This is a genomic window from Pseudoclavibacter sp. AY1H1 (assembly GCF_002931055.1).
Taxonomy (GTDB): domain Bacteria; phylum Actinomycetota; class Actinomycetes; order Actinomycetales; family Microbacteriaceae; genus Pseudoclavibacter.
Genome location: NZ_PSXX01000009.1, coordinates 52,665 through 68,173 on the forward strand (window position 1 = coordinate 52,665; position 15,509 = coordinate 68,173).

A 15,509-nucleotide genomic window follows, 5' to 3' on the forward strand; every position below is an offset into this window, starting at 1 on the left:
CTACCCCCGCATCACGAACGGGTCGGCGACGGGCGATTCGTCGGTGTTGATCCACACGCTCTTGAGGCGGGTGTACTCGTGCATGGACTCGATGCCGTGCTCGATGCCGACGCCGGAGTTCTTGAAGCCCTGCCTCGGCGACATGGGCGACATGGCGCGGTAGGTGTTGACCCAGATGGTGCCGGCGTCGAGGCGACGCGAGAGGCGATGGGCGCGGGCGAGGTTCTGCGTCCACACGCCGGCCGCGAGGCCGAACTCGGTGTCGTTGGCCAGCCCGACGACCTCGTCCTCCGTGTCGAAGGGCATGATGGCGGCGACGGGCCCGAAGATCTCCTCGCGGACGACGCGCATGCTGTTGGTGACGTCGGTCAGCACGGTGGGCTCGAAGTAGTAGCCGGGGAGCTGCACGTCGGGGCGGCCGCCTCCGGCGTAGAGGGTCGCGCCCTCGTCGACGCCGATGCCGACATACGATCTGACCTTCTCGAGCTGGTCGCTGAAGGCGAGCGGGCCGAGCTCGGTCGCATCGTCGAGGGGGTCGCCGATGACGATGGACTTCGCGCGAGCGGAGACGCGCTCGAGCAGCTCGTCGTAGACGGAGCGATGCGCGAAGACGCGGCTCCCGGCGATGCAGGTCTGGCCCGCCGCGGCGTAGATCCCCGCGATGACCCCCATCGCCGCGTTCTCGATGTTCGCGTCGTCGAACACGATGTTCGGGCTCTTCCCGCCCAATTCGAGCGTGCATCCGATGAAGCGTGCCGCCGCGCTCGCCGCGATGGCCGAGCCCGTGCGCGTCGACCCCGTGAAGGAGATCTTCGCGATGAGGGTGCTCTCGACGAGCGCCGCGCCTGCCTCGGCGCCGAGACCCGTGACGACGTTGACGACGCCGTCGGGGAACCCGGCCTCGCTCGCGAGCTGCGCGAAGCGGAGCACCGTGCGCGAGGTGTACTCGCTCGGCTTGATGACGACGGTGTTGCCGGCTGCCAGCGCAGGCGCGAGCTTCGAGGTCGTGAGCGTCAGCGGGGAGTTCCACGGCGTGATCGCGCCGACCACGCCGAGCGGCTCGTGCTGCGTGTAGTTGAGGATCTGCAGGTTGCTGGTGGGGATCTGCGAGCCCTGGATCTTGTCAGCGAGCCCGCCGTAGTAGTAGAGGTACTCGGGCAGTGACGCGAGCTGGCCGCGCATCTCGCGCAGGAGCTTGCCGTTGTCGAGGCTCTCCAGTCGGGCGAGCTCGTCGGCGTTCTCGGCAACCAGGTCGCCGAGGCGGCGCAGCAGCTTCCCCCGCTGCGTCGCCGTGAGGCCACTCCAGCTCGGCGCCTCGAACGCCCGGCTGGCCGCGGAGACCGCCAGCTCGACGTCGGCGGCGTCGCCCCTCGCCGCCTCGTACAGCACCTCGAGGGTCGCGGGGTTGATGCTCTCGAAGTAGGCGCCGCCGGCGGGATCGCGCCAGCCCCCGTCGATGAAATGTCCGTAGCGGTCAGTCATGGTGTGCTCCTTCGTGGTGCCTGGAGTTGGCGAGTTCCGTGTCTTCGATGTGCTCCGCGAGCTCCGCGGCGAAGGCCTCGGGCGCTTCGACGGGAAGCATGTGCCGCACGCCGGCGACGATGCGCGACCGGGCATCCGGGATGGCGGCGGCGAGCCTGCGGCTCATGTCGGGCGTCGAGCCGGGGTCGAGCTCCCCCGTGATGGCGAGGGTCGGGACGGAGATGGAGGCCAGATCAGCTTCGATCTGCCGGTCACCCGTCGCGAAGATCTCATAGGCGTGCCCGAACGACTCGACGTCGTTGGCTTCGAGCACCCGCCTCGTCGCGTCGACCGTCTCGGGAGCCACGTCGCTTCCCGAGTACCAGCGTTCGAGCGAGCGCTCGACGGTCGCTGCGAAGTCGGTCCGCGCCGAGGCGAGCCGGGCGAGCACGGCGTCGCGCTCCTCCGGGGTCCGCTGGCAGACGGAGCTGACGCAGACGAGCGACCGGACTCGGTCGTTCGAGTGGCTCGCGATTCGCTGGGCGACGAGCGCCCCGAGCGAGAAGCCCACGAGGTGGACCGGCCCGCTCGGAAGCCGCTCGGCGACATCGGCCGCGAACTCGGCGAGCGACATCGCCCCGCGCAGCCGCGGCTGGGCTCCATGACCCGGCAGGTCGAGCGCGATCGTCGGCCGGTCGAGGAGCTCCTCGACGCGGCCCCACATGGTCCGATCGAGCCCCACCCCGTGCAGCAGCACGATGGGCGTGCGTGTCGGCGTCGAGCTCACGTCGGCGCCCCGCTACAGCTCGGTCGAGAGCGCCGCGAGTCGCTGCTGCGGGCGCCCCTGGGCAGCCCCGGCCAGGGCGACGAGGATCTCGTCCGGGTGCGGCGCATCCGCGATCCGCACCTCGAACGACTGATGGTGCGAGCGGATCGTCGCGTCGGTGAAGTGCTTGAGCGGGATGTCGAACGCGACGCCGGCCGGCCCGCGCTTCTCGACTGCGGGCAGCAGGGTGCTCGCGTTCGCCGCCTTCCGGAAGTGGTCGCCGAACTTGAGCGTGTGGATGAGCGCCGAGCCGTGCTCGACCTCACCGTTCAGCCCGATGATCGCGGCCTTGCCGTATGCCTCGAGCGGTGCTCCGAGCGCCTCCATGACGCGGGGGGCGAGCAGCGCTCCGAGCTCGGACGCGACGGCGTCGATGCCGGCGCTCAGGTCCTCGACGAAGCCTTGGCCGGCCCACGGGTTCTCGATGATGGCGGCAACGACCGCGGTCCTCGCCGCGGGCGAGACCGTGCGGCCGCCCTCGATGAGTGTCTCGTCGACGATGGTGATGACTCTGCGAACCTTCATGCTGCGATTCCTTTCAGGATGTCGGAGGTGACCTTCACGTCGGTCGTGCGGTCTCCGATCCGGGGGTGTGGGCGGGGGCCGGACGACGCGACCGCGATGACCGCGATCTCGTCGCGGTGCGGCGCATCCGCGAGGTGCACGTCGAGCGACTGGTAGTGGCTGCGCGTTGCCGCGGCGGTCTTGTGCCAAAGCGGCACTCGCAGGTCGCCGCCGGCCTCGGCTCTCGTGTCCGAGAAGCAGATGATCGAGGTGCCCTCGAGGAACTCGCGGAGCAGGTTGCCGAAGTAGGGGGTGTGGATGAGCGCGCCAGCGTGCTCGATCTCGCCGTCGACGCCGACGACGGCGGCCTTCCCGAACGCTTCGACGTTCGCGGCCCCGCCGAGCGCCTCGAGGAGGCGGTCGCTGAGGAGCTTGGCGACGATGGGGGCGATCTCGGACGTGGCCTCCGTGAGGTCGGCGATGGGCCCTGCCCCGACCCAAGGGTTGCGGACGACGGCGACGGCACTCGCCTGCCGGATCGCGGTCGGGGCGTCGACGCCTCCGTCCGAGATGATGTCCTCGTAGGCAGTCGAGATCTTTCGCACGCCGAGGGCGACGGCGCGCTCGCGCAGCGTCTCGCCGCGACGCTCGGTCGCTGTGGCGGTGGTGGTCATGGTGGCTCCTGGTCTCCTCGAACGTCTGGTGTGCCCGGATGGGCGTCGGCGACTCAGGCGGTGATCGACTCGCTGTCGGCCGGGTTGCCGTGATCTGCCGGCGCGAGCGCTGCGCGGCTCGACGCCTCGACGTGCGTTCGCATGGCGAACTCGGCGCCGATCGCATCCTTCTCCACGATCGAGCGCACAACCGCGCGGTGCTCGTGGTTGGAGGCGAGCAGACGGCCGGGGCGCTCGATCGTGCGCAGCACGATGCGGTGGTAGGCGAGCTGGTTCATGAGGCGCTCGTAGTGCTCCGCGAGCTTGGCGTTGTCGGCGCCGAGCACGATGGTCCAGTGGAACTCGTGCACGAGGCGGGCGTACTCCGCCGTGTCGCCGGCCTTGGCGGCGGCGTCGCTCTCGTCGAGATTGCGCGACAGGGCGGCGACCTCCGAGGTGGGGCCTCGGCGGGCGAGCAGGTTCGCGGCGAGCCCTTCCAGCGATTCCTTGAGCTGGAACAGCTCGACGATCTCCCGCCGGGTGGGTGTTCGCACGAACGTCCCGACGCGGGGACGGATCTCGACGAGCCCCTCGTTCTCCAGCTGCTTGAGCGCCTCGCGGATGGGGGTGCGGCTCACGCCGAACTCCTGCGCGAGCACGAGCTCCGGCATCGGGTCGCCGGGTGGGTACGTGCCGCTCGTCACGAGACGGCGGAGTCGCTCGAGGAGAGGGAGGTCTGCGTACGCCTCATCGCTGAGACCCAACGGCGTGATCTGTTGCATACAAGAACGCTAGCTGGCATGCCACAGAATTGTCAACGACTCCGATTTTTCTCAGGAAACACAACGTTTACAACCAAGCGTTGACGCATGCATGAACCCAGGGTTACGCTCCGTTGCATGCAAGCAAACATCAAAGATGCTGTCGCAGCTGCATGGTCCGACGTCTGGGATCGGGGTGACTTCGGTGCGTTCGAAGCCCTCGTGACCACGGATTATCGGCGCGAGAGCACAAGATCGGGTCGGGTGTCCGCACTCGACGAGTTCAAGCAGGAGGTCACCGAGGTGCGCGCCGCGTTCCCGGACCTCGTCACGCGCATCGATCAGGTCCTGGTCGAGGACGACGCGCTCGCCGTCTTCTGGACCTCCGACGGCACGTTCAGCCAGCCGCTCGGCACTGTCCCCCCGACAGGCAAGCGCGTCGTCACGAACGGATCCAACTACGGCACCCTGCGGGACGGACGCGTCTCTTCCGAGCGCGTGACCTGGGACTCCGCCGAGCTGCTCACCCACCTCGGTCTCCCCTCCCTGCACTCGGCCTTCGAGGATGCTGACGCCGACTACGCCGACGAGTCCGCAGCTCCCCCGCGCGAGATGCTCAAGGCGTTCAACAAGCAGTTCATCTCCGGCGTCACCGTCGTCACGACGAAGGACGAGGAGGGCCGCCCCCGCGGCCTCGCCGTGAGCGCCTACTCCTCGGTGTCCCTCGACCCGCCCCTCGTGCTCGTGTGCGTGCAGAAGTCGTCGTCCACGTACCCCTCGCTCTTCCGGTCGACGAACCTCGGCATCAACATCCTGTCCAGCGAGCAGCAGCACGTGCTCGCGACCTTCGCCTCCAAGTCCCCGGACAAGTTCGCCGACATCACCTGGCACGAAGGGCCCGAGGGCAGCCCGCTCATCGACGGCTCCTCCGCCTCCATCGAGGTCGAGATCAAAGAGCGCTTCCAGGCGCTCACGCACACCATCTTCATCGGCCGCGTGCACCACGCGACGACCACCGACGACGCGCCCATTCTGTACAAGGCCGGCAAGTTCTTCGATGGACGAGGGCTCTCAGAGCTCTGACCAGGTCATCACAACCGCGATGACCGTTCCGCCCTCCCGGGCCTGCCTCCTCCGAAGTGGAGCAACACCATGACTCTTCACCATCCTCCGAAGCCCGAGCTGCATGATGACGACGCACTCGATGGTCACGGGCTCGAGCCGACGTCCGGCCCGAGTCGAGCTCAGGCGGCCGCCGACGCGCTGCGTCACCGACCCGGCGTCGTCTTCTGGGTTTCGATCGGCCTGATCCTGGCGTTCGTCTCGTGGGCGGCGATCTCGCCGGACACGCTCAACGGATCCATGACGGCCGCGATCAACTGGGCCTCGGCGACCGTGGGCTGGTCGTACCTCCTCGTGACGATCGGCTGCATCGGCCTGCTCGTGTACCTCGCCTGCAGCCGGTTCGGGCGCATCCGCCTCGGTGCTGACAGCGACCGGCCCGAGTTCAGCACGTGGGCCTGGCTCGCCATGATCCTCTCGGCCGTCATGGGCGTCGGCCTCATCAGCTACGGCGTCGCCGAGCCCATCTCCCACTTCGTCACGCCCCCGCACGGACTCGCCGAGTCCGGCACCGTCGAGGCCGCCGTCGTCGCCATGCAGTTCTCATACTTCGACTGGGGCCCCCACGCCTGGGCCGTCTTCGGCGTCTTCGGCGTCGCGATCGCCTACTCCACGCACCGCAAGGGCAACACGGGGCTCGTCTCCCCCATGCTGCGCCCCATCTTCGGCGACCGCGTCGACGGGTGGCTCGGCAACGTCATCGACATCTTCGCGATCATCGCGACCCTGTTCGGCACCACGACGTCCCTCGGGCTGGGCGCCTCGCAGATCACGGAGGGCCTCAACCGCGTCATGGGGCTGCCGACGGAGACCTTTATCCAGATCCTCGTGATCGCCGTCATCACGGTCATCTTCACGCTCTCCGCGCTGTCTGGCGTGAACCGCGGCATCAAGTACATCTCGCAGATCACGATGCTCGCCTCGGTGGCCCTCGGCATCTTCGTCTTCTTCGTGGGGCCGACGAACTTCATCACGAACCTCTTCGTGCGCTCGACCGGCGCCTACGTGAGCAACTTCTTCGAGATGAGCCTCACGACCCCGCTCACGGCCGACGACGGTCAGTGGATGCAGTGGTGGACGTACTTCATGATGGCCTGGTGGCTCAGCTGGGGCGCGTTCGTCGGCGTCTTCCTCGCGAAGATCTCGCGCGGCCGCACCATCCGCCAGTTCGTCCTCGGCGTCATGGTCGTGCCGAGCCTCGTGTTCTTCGGCTGGTTCACGATCTTCGGCGGCTCGGCCATCAAGTTCGACCTCGACGGCGACGGCAGCATCGGCACCGCGGCCACGGCCGACGTGAACTCGGCGTTCTTCGAGATGCTCTCGAACCTGCCGCTCGTGGAGATCACGTCGATCGTCGCGATCGTCCTCGTCGTGCTGTTCTTCATCTCGGGTGCCGACGCGAACACGTTCGTGCTGAGCATGCTCTCCTCCAGGGGCGCACTCGAACCGGCCAAGCCGGTCCTCGCGATCTGGGGCCTCCTCACCGGCCTGTGCGCATCCCTGCTGCTGCTCACCGGTGGACTCGCGGCGCTCCAGCAGGCGGCGATGCTCTCGGCGCTGCCGTTCACGATCATCGTCGCACTGCTGGGCATCTCCCTCATCCTGCAGCTGCGTGAGGACCCGCACTTCGACTACACGAGGGACGTGCGCCGCGAGGACCTCCGGACGGGCGTGCTGCGCCTGCCGGAGCACGGCCCGAGGCGCAAGCCGAATCCCGAGTCGCCGCGCCCCTGACCCCCGCGCCCCGAGACACCTGAGCCGGGAGCTGAGTTGTGGTCGTCAACATACCGTTGAAGCGACCACAACTCAGCTCCCGGTTCGGGCTATCGCGGCGTGGGCGGAGGAGAGGGGCGAGAGGACAGGTGATGTCTGCTCCAGCCCTGGAGAGCTATTCGACGAGCTTGCCCTCCACGGAGACCTCGCCGATGAGCTCGGCGATCTCGGCGGGGACGGGTGGGATCTCCTCCCGGGTGATGCCGCCGCCCGGCGACCACACGAGGTTGACCTGCATGGCGGGGTCGAGCTCGGGGAAGTCGCTGCGGTTGTGGCAGCCGCGCGTCTCACGACGCTCCAGGGCGGCCTCCAGGGTCGCCCTCGCGGCGAGCGCCGAGGACTTGAGGTCGAAGGCGTGCGCGAGGTCCTGGAAGCCGGCGATGTCTGGGTGGATGCCGACGTCCTCCATCCGAGCCTCGATGACGTCGAGCGCTGCGATGCCGGCCTTGAGCCCCTCCTCGTCTCGCACGACGCCCGCGTACTCGGTCATCGTGTCGCGGATGGCGCGCTGCAGGGCGCGCACGTTCTCACGACCGTCGGCGCTGAGCAGCTCGTCGATCTCACCGCGCGCCTGCGCGACGGCTGCCGGCGACCGGAGCTGTGCATCCAGGCTCTCGGAGTGGGCGACGGCCGCCCGGCCGACGATGCGGCCGAAGACGAGCAGCTCGATGAGCGAGTTGCCGCCGAGGCGGTTCGCGCCGTGGAGGCCGCTCGACGCCTCGCCGATCGCGTAGAGCCCGTCGACGTCGGTGCCGTGGTCGTCGGGGCGAACCCACACGCCACCCATCGAGTAGTGGGCGGTTGGCGCGATCTCGATCGGGCTCACGGTGATGTCGAGCATCTGCAGGTCGAGCATCTGCTGGTAGATGCGCGGCAGGCGGTTCATGATCGTCTCGCGGGGCAGGTGCGAGACGTCGAGCCAGACGCCGCCGTTCGCGGTGCCGCGGCCCTCCTTGATCTCGGTGTACGCGGCGAGCGCGACCCGGTCACGCGTCGAGAGCTCCATGCGCTCGGGGTCGTAGCGCTCCATGAAGCGCTCCCCGAGGCCGTTCGTGAGGATGCCGCCTTCGCCGCGGGCGGCTTCCGAGACGAGCGTGCCGGCCGCGTTCTCGGGCTCGATGATGCCGGAGGGGTGGAACTGCACGAGCTCGGGGTCGCGCAGGCGCCCGCCGGCTTCGACGGCGAGGCGGAACGAGTCGCCCGTGTTCTCGTCGCGTCGCGAGGAGGTGCGGCGCCAGATGCGGTTGTGCCCGCCGGCGGCGAGGATCACGGAGTCGGCGTGGATGAGGTACCTCGTGCCGTCGTTGATATCGAACCCGTAGGCACCGAAGACGACGTTGTCGCGCACGAGGATGCGGGTGATGTAGACGGTGTCGAGGATGGGGATGTTCAGCTGCTCCGTGCGGGCGACGAGCGAGCGCTGGATCTCGAGGCCCGTGTAGTCGCCGGCGAAGGCGGTGCGGCGGAACTTGTGGGCGCCGAAGAAGCGCTGCGAGATGCGGCCGTCGCCTTCGCGCTGGAAGCCCATGCCGTAGCGCTCGAGGTCGCGGATACCCTGCTCGGCGCCCCGGGTCACGATCTCGACGGTGTGCGGGTTGGCGAGCCAGTAGCTCTCCTTGATGGTGTCGGCGGCGTGCTGCTGCCAGCTGTCGTCCGCGTCCATCGTGCCGAGGGCCGCGTTGATGCCGCCGGCGGCGAGCGAGGTGTGGGCGTCGTGCTTGGGGCGCTTGCCCACGGCGAGCACGTCGACACCCTGCTCGGCGACTTCGATGGCGGCGCGCAGGCCGGAACCGCCGGTTCCGATGACGAGCACGGTGGTGGAGAACTGGCGTTCGATGGACTTGGTCGCGGTCATGTCAGCAACGTTAGAGAGCACCCGATGATTACTCCAATGCATAGTCCTGTTCGTCCTGATGCGCGTAGGCTATCGGCATGAACCTGGACCAGTTGCGGAGTTTCGTGGAGGTCGCCTCGCAGGGGCACTTCACACGGGCAGCGGAGGTGCTGCACCTCGCGCAGCCCTCGCTGAGCCGCCAGATCTCGACCCTCGAGCAGGACCTCGGCGCCCCGCTCTTCAACCGCACGCCAGGTCGAGTCGCGCTCACCGATGCGGGTGAGTCCCTGCTGCCGCTCGCGCGGCGAATGCTCGCCGACGCCGACTCGGTGCGGCGCGAGATGGCGGAGCTCGCCGACCTCAAGCGGGGCACGGTGCGGCTCGGCGCCACGCCCTCGCTGTGCGTGAGCCTCGTCGCGGACGCGCTGCAGTCGTTCCACGCCTCGCATCCCGGCATCGAGCTGCACGTCTCGGAGAGCGGCTCCCAGGGCCTCATCGAGCAGCTCGCGGAAGGCGCGCTCGATCTCGCGCTCATCACGACTCCCGAATCCAGGCAGACCCCGCGCGCCACCCTCACCAGGCTGCCGCTGCTCAACGAGGAACTCGTCGTGGTGTCCCCCGTCGACGGGGCCGCGGCGATCCGCTCCCCCACCATCTCCCTCGAGGAGCTCGCCGCCGCCCCGCAAGTGGTCTTCTCGCGGGGCTACGACCTCCGTGCAACAGCAGAGGCCGCGTTCCTCAAGGCCGATCTGCGACCGAACGTGGTGGTCGAGGGGCCGGAGATGGATGCGGTGCTGCGCTTCGTGGAGCTCGGACTCGGCGTCGCGGTTGTGCCGGCCATGGTCATCCGCGGGCGGGCGGGCTTCCGCTCCGCCAGGCTCACGAGCTCCATCCTGCAGCGCACCGTGAGCCTCGCGCACCGGAGCGACGTGCCCCTCTCACGCGCCGCACGCGCCATGGCGGCGACGATCGAATCGATCGCCGCCGCCATGGTCGGCCAGACGCCGGGAACCAGCAGCGTGGAGCCGTGAGGCAACTGCTGGGAACGGCGCGCTAGCTGTTCACGAGCTCCTTCTGCTCCTGCTTCGCACGCTTGCGAGCGACCAGGCGGCCGCGCACGGTGAAGGCGAGCACCAGCGCCAGGAGGGTGTAGAGCGCGATCGCGATCGGCCCCTGCACCAGCACCGAGAAGTCGCCGTTGGCGCTCATCGCCGCGTCCCGCAGGCTCGTCTCGGCCAGCGGGCCGAGGACCATGCCGATGATGAGCGGTGCGATCGGGAAGTCGAGGGCACGCATGAGGAAGCCGAGCAGGCCGACCCCAAGCAGCATCAGCAGGTCGAACGTCGAACCCGACGTGGCGTAGATGCCGAGCGCGCAGAAGATCGTGATGCCCGCGTACAGGTAGGGACGCGGGATCAGGAGCAGCTTCGCCCACAGCATCGCGAACGGCAGGTTCAGGACGAGCAGCACCACCATGGCGATGAAGAAGCTCGCCAGCAGCGCCCAGACCAGCTCGGGGGCGCGGTCGAAGAGCAGCGGGCCCGGCTGCAGGCCGTACTGACGGAACGCGGCGAGCATGATCGCCGCGGTCGCCGAGATGGGGAGGCCGAGCGCCAGGAGCGCGCCCATCGCCATACCGGTCGTCGCATTGCCAGCGGCCTCCGGGGCTGCGAGGCCCCTGATCGCGCCCTTGCCGAACTGCGGGTCCTTGCGGCGCGCATCCAGTCGCTTCTCCAGGCCGAAGGCGAGGAACGTGGGGATCTCGGAGCCGCCGGCCGGCACTACACCGAACGGGAGACCGATGACCGTGCCACGCAGCCAGGCCGGGGTGGCCTCCTTGAACTCCTTGCGGCTCAGCCACGGGCGACCCTTCGGACGGATCATGCCCTTGTCGTTGACGTGCCGCTCGAGGCAGGCGACGTAGATGACCTCGCCGAGCGCGAGGACCGCGACGGTCACGGTCACCAGCGAGATGCCGTCGAACAGCTGCGGGGAGTCCATCGTGAAGCGCGGGGCGCCGGAGACGCCATCGATGCCGATGACCGCGATGCCGAGGCCGATGAACAGGGCCGTGAGCCCCTTGACGACGTTGTCGGTGACCACCGTGGAGGTCGCCGCGAACGCGAACACCGCGAGGGCGAAGAACTCCGCCGGCCCGAAGCTGCTGGAGAAGTCGGCAAGCGCAGGGGCCAGGAAGACCACCACGATCGAGGCGATGAAGCCACCGATGAACGCGCCGATGGCAGCCGTCGCGAGTGCCTGGGCGGCCCGACCGTTCAGCGCCATCTTGTGGCCCTCGAACGTCGAGGCGATGGCCGAGGCCTGCCCGGGCGTGTTCATCAGGATGCCCATGGTCGAGTCGCCGAAGAGGCCACCGAAATAGACGCCGGCGAACATGATGAACGCGGCCGTCGGCTCGAGCGAGAACGTGACGGGCAGCAGGAGGGCGACCGCCATCGAGGAGCCGAGGCCCGGCAGCACGCCGACGGCGGTCCCGAGGAGGCAGCCGATGAAGACCCACATGAGGTTCTGCCAGGTGAGGGCACCGGCGAACCCCTCCATGAGGAGTTGGAGCGTTTCCATGTCAGATACCTCCGAGGATGCCGGACGGGAGCGACATGCCGAGTGCCATGTCGAAGGCGATGTAGGCGAGCGAGCTCAGCGTGAACCCCACGACGAGGCTCGCCACCGGCTTCGTCGAGCCGAAGCCGCGGGCCACGCACCAGAAGAGGAGGGCTGCTGCGATGACCCAGCCGAGCAGGTCGAGCGTCAGCGAGAACACCAGGAACGAGCCGACGACCCAGGCGAACGATTTCACGTCGACGCGCACCTTGCGGGGAGCGCCGGCTGCGCCCGCCGCAGCGAGCGCCTCGTCGTCGGCCAGCGCACGGGCGAGAAGCTCCTCCTCGGTCATCGTCGACGAGGCCGCGGTCGCGCGCAGCTCACGGACGGCACCGACGGCGAGTAGAGCCGCGAAGAGGTACAGGCCGGCGGCGATGAGGCCGGGGAAGAACTGCGGCCCGGGGAAGTCGGCCCCCTCTGGCACCTTCATCGTGAAGATGCCGTAGAGGAGGTAGGTGGCGAAGGCTGCGATGACCAGCGGCATCGTCAGCCCCTTGAGGAGGGTGGCCGTCTTGCTTGGGCCTGCGGCGAAGGTCAGGTCTCCGCCGATGACCGCCGACGCGGCAGTCGGGTTCGCGTGGTGCGTCATTGTCCCATCTCCTCGTAGAGCGCCGTGATGCGCAGTTCCTCTTCAGCGAGGAACGTGTCGAGCTCGTCGCCCGTGATGAGGCGCTCGTTCCAGTGGTACCTCTCGATGGCTTCCTGCCACTCGGGTGTCTCCGTCGTCTGCACCACGAGTTCGGCGAGGGCGTCCGTCTGCTCCTCGGTCAAGCCTGAGGGAGCGTGGATCGAGCGCCAGTTCGTGAGCGAGATGTCGTAACCCTGCTCGGCGGCTGTCGGAATGTCGACGCCTTCGATGGGCTCCTCCGCCACCACCGCGAGGGCCCGCAACCTGCCGGCTTCGATCTGGTCGATGTTGTCTGCGTAGCCTCCCGCCGCGGCCTTCGCCGTGCCGTTGAGGAGCGCCTGGATGGCCTCGCCACCGCCGTCAGACGAGATGTAGGTAGTGTCGACGGGCTCGATGCCTGCGCTCAGCGCGAGGTCGGTCACCACGAGCTGGTCGAACGAGCCACCGCCGGTCCACGGGATGGACTTCGGGTCGGCCTTCCATGCCGTGGCGAGTTCCTCGAGGGTCTCGTACGGGGAGTCGGCTGGGACGACGATGACGTCGTACTCCTCGACCATCACCGCGAGCGGCGTGACGTCTTCGAGCTTTGCCGCGGAGTCGTACTGGATGGTGGCGGCCAGCAGGCCGGTTCCACCGACGAGGAGGTTGTTGGGTTCGCCATCGAGCACGGAGACATTGCCAAGCGCGATCGTTCCGCCGGCCCCTGGCATGTTGACCACCTGCACGTTGTTGACGAGCCCCTCGGCTTTCTGCGCCTGCTGCAGTTCGCGGGCGACCGTGTCCCAGCCGCCACCGGCAGCTGCCGGGGCGATGATCGTCATGGACGCGTTGATGTCCTGACCCGCCGCGGCGGACGTGATCGACCCGAAGCTCGCGACGGCGATCGATGCGGCGGCTACGACTCCACCGATGACGCGGCCGACCACACGCCTGCCGCCGGGCTTGGCCTGCCGGCCCGGTTCGTCCGGCGCCGCCGGGTCTTTCGTTGCTCGGATCATCATTGCTCCATTCGCGCGGACATCGTTGTCTCCGCAATATCGACCTAGGATTGCACCGCGCTCGCACGTGAGGAGCTCCACGAGGAGTTGTGCTCATAAGTGCTCGCGAGCCCGGCGCGAAGAGGCGCCGCTCGGGTCTGCGCAGGCCGAAGGCTCGAGCCAGAAGCCGCAAGCCATGGGCGCGGGAAGTGAGGATAACGATGCCGTTCAAGCTCAGCCAGCGAGCCGTGCGCCTGGGGATGCTCGTGGTGCCGAGTCTCATCACGCTCGGCTCCGTCTCGATCACGGCCGCGATCGCCTTCTCGGCGCAGGAGAGGGAGCTTCGCGAGACCACCGCCGAGCGCGTGCATGAAGTCGCGTCGAGCCTGGCACAGCTGGACGAGGTACGTGGAGCGCTCGAAGCCGTCACGAATGCGGGCACCACCTCAGCGCTCGCGGACGCGGACGACCTCGCCGGGGCCACCGATGCCCTGCAGCCGCTTGCCAGCCTCGTGGAGAACGCGACGGGCGTCTACTACGTCGTCATCACCGACGACGAGGGCGTGCGCATCACGCATCCGGACCCCGCCGAGCGTGGGGTGCAGGTCTCGACGGCCAACGCCTCCGTCCTCGCCGGGGAGGCGTTCCACGGCACGGAGGAAGGTGCATCCGGCCCCTCGCTGCGCGCGAAGGTCCCCGTGGTCGGGCAAGACGACACCGTCCTCGGAATGGTCGCCGTCGGCGTGCTCGAGTCGAGCATCTCCGCGGACAGCGCCGAGGCCCTCGGGGAGCTCCTCCCCTGGACGATCGGCGCACTCGTCCTCGGCACGCTCGCCAGCTCGGCCCTCGCGTTCGCGGTCGAGCGCCGGTTCCGCAGACTCGACGCGCTCGCCGCCGAGCACGCGCAGATGCGGCGCACGACCACCGCCCTGCGCGAGCAGTCTCACGAGTTCAGCACCCGCATGCACGTGGTCCACGGCCTCGTCTCGAGAGGCGACACCCAGGACGCGCTCGAGTACATCGACGAGGTCGTGCCGGTTCGGACGGCAGGGGTCGACGCTTCCGACAGCACCGATTCGAGTCTCCACCTCCCCCTCCTCGACGCCACGACGCAGGCGGTGCGGGCCGAACTACACGAGCTGGGAGCGCAGGCGAGCTTCGACCTCGAGCTCGACGAGGACATCGACGACGGCGTCGTGACCGTCATCGCGAACCTCTGCCGGAACGCGGGCGAGGCGGGCGCATCCCAGGTCCTCTGCACGCTTCGCGAGAGCGGCAGCCGCATCATCGGGCTCGTCGACGACGACGGTCCCGGCCTGGACGCCGAAGCGAGCGGCCGTATCTTCGCCCCTGGGTTCTCTTCCAAGCCCGACCCGAGCGGACTCGGACGGGGCATCGGCCTCGAGCTCGTCCGCCGGACGGTCACGTCGCGCCGCGGCACCATCGAAGTCGGGGCGTCACGACTCGGCGGGTCCGCTTCGCCTTCGAGATCGAGCGGCTGCCATGACCGAGATCATCGACGCCGTCGTTGCGGCCAGGAGAGGAGCGGCATGAGCAGAACCGAGGAGAGCCCGCGGGCGGCCTCGAACCCGATCCGAGTGCTCGTGGTCGACGACGATCGTGGGGCCAGGGCCCTGCATAGCGGGTTCATCACCGACATCCCCGGATTCTCGCTCGCCGGTACCGCCAGCACCGGTGAGTCCGCGCTCGCGCAGAGCATGAGCGGGGTCGACCTCATGCTCCTTGACATGCGGCTTCCCGACATCAGCGGAGTCGAAGTCCTTCACCGGCTCAGAACACTCGGCGCGAAGGTACCGGACGTGCTGGTGATCAGCTCGTCCCGCGACCAGACGACGGTGCGACAGGCCCTCGCGGCCCACGTCGTCGGCTACCTCATCAAGCCGTTCACGCAGGCCGCCCTGCAGGAGCGCCTCGACCTCTACAGCGCCGAGCGTCGAGCGAGTCCGGAGAGCGACCGCGAGCGACCCCTCGGCCAGGGTGAGATCGACCGGCTGCTGGCCACAGGCAGCATTCGTCAGCCCGCCGTGCCGCGCGGCCACTCGAGCGTGGCGCGAAACGGTGCCGCGCAGTCGGCGCAGCTCCCGAAAGGGCTGGCACAGGTCACGCTCGAGCGGGTCGTCGCCTCGCTCGACCCGGTGATCCCGGCCACGGTGCTCGACGTCGCCGAGGCCTGCGACATCTCCCGTGCGACCGCGAGGCGCTACCTCGACCACCTCGTCGAGACGGGGGTGATCGACCTGGCGCACCGGTACGGCAAGCGCGGGCGGCCGCAGGTGCTCTACCGGTTGTCTCCCTCCCCCGAGCGCTGATCTCCCGGTCATGGTCAC

At 68.9% G+C, this 15,509-nt stretch carries 13 protein-coding genes; 4 read left to right on the forward strand and 9 right to left on the reverse strand.

Features of this window, described 5'->3' with window-relative positions; all coding sequences use genetic code 11:
• The 5 genes from C5E05_RS13795 to C5E05_RS13815 are packed head-to-tail and all read right to left on the reverse strand — an operon-like array spanning position 1 to position 4,226.
• Positions 1-1,482: an aldehyde dehydrogenase gene (locus C5E05_RS13795; RefSeq protein WP_104342230.1), complete on the reverse strand. Its 1,482-nt coding sequence runs from the start codon at positions 1,480-1,482 to the stop codon at positions 1-3.
• Positions 1,475-2,248 (reverse strand): alpha/beta fold hydrolase, encoded by a 774-nt coding sequence (locus C5E05_RS13800; RefSeq protein WP_258064875.1) that lies wholly within the window; start codon positions 2,246-2,248, stop codon positions 1,475-1,477. Before C5E05_RS13800 ends, C5E05_RS13795 begins: the two co-directional genes overlap by 8 nt.
• Before the next feature lie 12 nt (positions 2,249-2,260).
• Entirely contained in the window at positions 2,261-2,812 is a 552-nt protein-coding gene (locus C5E05_RS13805; RefSeq protein WP_104240962.1) for an amino acid synthesis family protein, read from the reverse strand.
• Positions 2,809-3,465: an amino acid synthesis family protein gene (locus tag C5E05_RS13810; protein WP_104240961.1), complete on the reverse strand. Its 657-nt coding sequence runs from the start codon at positions 3,463-3,465 to the stop codon at positions 2,809-2,811. The genes C5E05_RS13805 and C5E05_RS13810 overlap by 4 nt, the downstream gene beginning before the upstream one ends.
• 53 nt (positions 3,466-3,518) lie before the next feature.
• Positions 3,519-4,226: a GntR family transcriptional regulator gene (locus C5E05_RS13815; RefSeq protein WP_104240960.1), complete on the reverse strand. Its 708-nt coding sequence runs from the start codon at positions 4,224-4,226 to the stop codon at positions 3,519-3,521.
• 117 nt (positions 4,227-4,343) lie between these two features.
• Here C5E05_RS13815 and C5E05_RS13820 point away from each other — a divergent pair, with 117 nt between their 5' ends.
• Together C5E05_RS13820 and C5E05_RS13825 are read left to right on the forward strand one after the other, a co-directional pair.
• Positions 4,344-5,288, forward strand: coding sequence for a flavin reductase (locus C5E05_RS13820; RefSeq protein WP_104342231.1), 945 nt, complete (start codon positions 4,344-4,346; stop codon positions 5,286-5,288).
• A gap of 69 nt (positions 5,289-5,357) precedes the next feature.
• A complete protein-coding gene (locus tag C5E05_RS13825) occupies positions 5,358-7,061 on the forward strand; it encodes a BCCT family transporter (protein WP_104342232.1) in 1,704 nt (567 codons plus the stop codon).
• Positions 7,062-7,215: 154 nt separating this feature from the next.
• Here C5E05_RS13825 and C5E05_RS13830 read toward each other — a convergent pair whose 3' ends face one another.
• Positions 7,216-8,955: an L-aspartate oxidase gene (locus tag C5E05_RS13830; RefSeq protein WP_104342233.1), complete on the reverse strand. Its 1,740-nt coding sequence runs from the start codon at positions 8,953-8,955 to the stop codon at positions 7,216-7,218.
• 77 nt (positions 8,956-9,032) lie between these two features.
• Here C5E05_RS13830 and C5E05_RS13835 point away from each other — a divergent pair, with 77 nt between their 5' ends.
• Positions 9,033-9,965, forward strand: a complete 933-nt coding sequence (locus C5E05_RS13835; RefSeq protein WP_104306454.1) for a LysR family transcriptional regulator — start codon at positions 9,033-9,035, stop codon at positions 9,963-9,965.
• A 22-nt stretch (positions 9,966-9,987) separates the two neighbouring features.
• Here C5E05_RS13835 and C5E05_RS13840 read toward each other — a convergent pair whose 3' ends face one another.
• Genes C5E05_RS13840 through C5E05_RS13850 form a run of 3 tightly spaced genes read right to left on the reverse strand, consistent with a single transcriptional unit; the run spans position 9,988 to position 13,182 of the window.
• Complete coding sequence (locus C5E05_RS13840) at positions 9,988-11,517, reverse strand: tripartite tricarboxylate transporter permease (protein WP_104342234.1); 1,530 nt, start codon at positions 11,515-11,517, stop codon at positions 9,988-9,990.
• A 1-nt stretch (position 11,518) separates the two neighbouring features.
• Complete coding sequence (locus C5E05_RS13845) at positions 11,519-12,145, reverse strand: tripartite tricarboxylate transporter TctB family protein (protein WP_104240954.1); 627 nt, start codon at positions 12,143-12,145, stop codon at positions 11,519-11,521.
• Positions 12,142-13,182 (reverse strand): tripartite tricarboxylate transporter substrate binding protein, encoded by a 1,041-nt coding sequence (locus tag C5E05_RS13850; RefSeq protein ID WP_181059606.1) that lies wholly within the window; start codon positions 13,180-13,182, stop codon positions 12,142-12,144. The genes C5E05_RS13845 and C5E05_RS13850 overlap by 4 nt, the downstream gene beginning before the upstream one ends.
• A gap of 200 nt (positions 13,183-13,382) precedes the next feature.
• On the opposite strand from C5E05_RS13850, the gene C5E05_RS20540 reads away from it, so the two are divergent.
• Complete coding sequence (locus tag C5E05_RS20540) at positions 13,383-15,491, forward strand: response regulator (protein ID WP_258064876.1); 2,109 nt, start codon at positions 13,383-13,385, stop codon at positions 15,489-15,491.
• Positions 15,492-15,509: the final 18 nt, after the last annotated feature.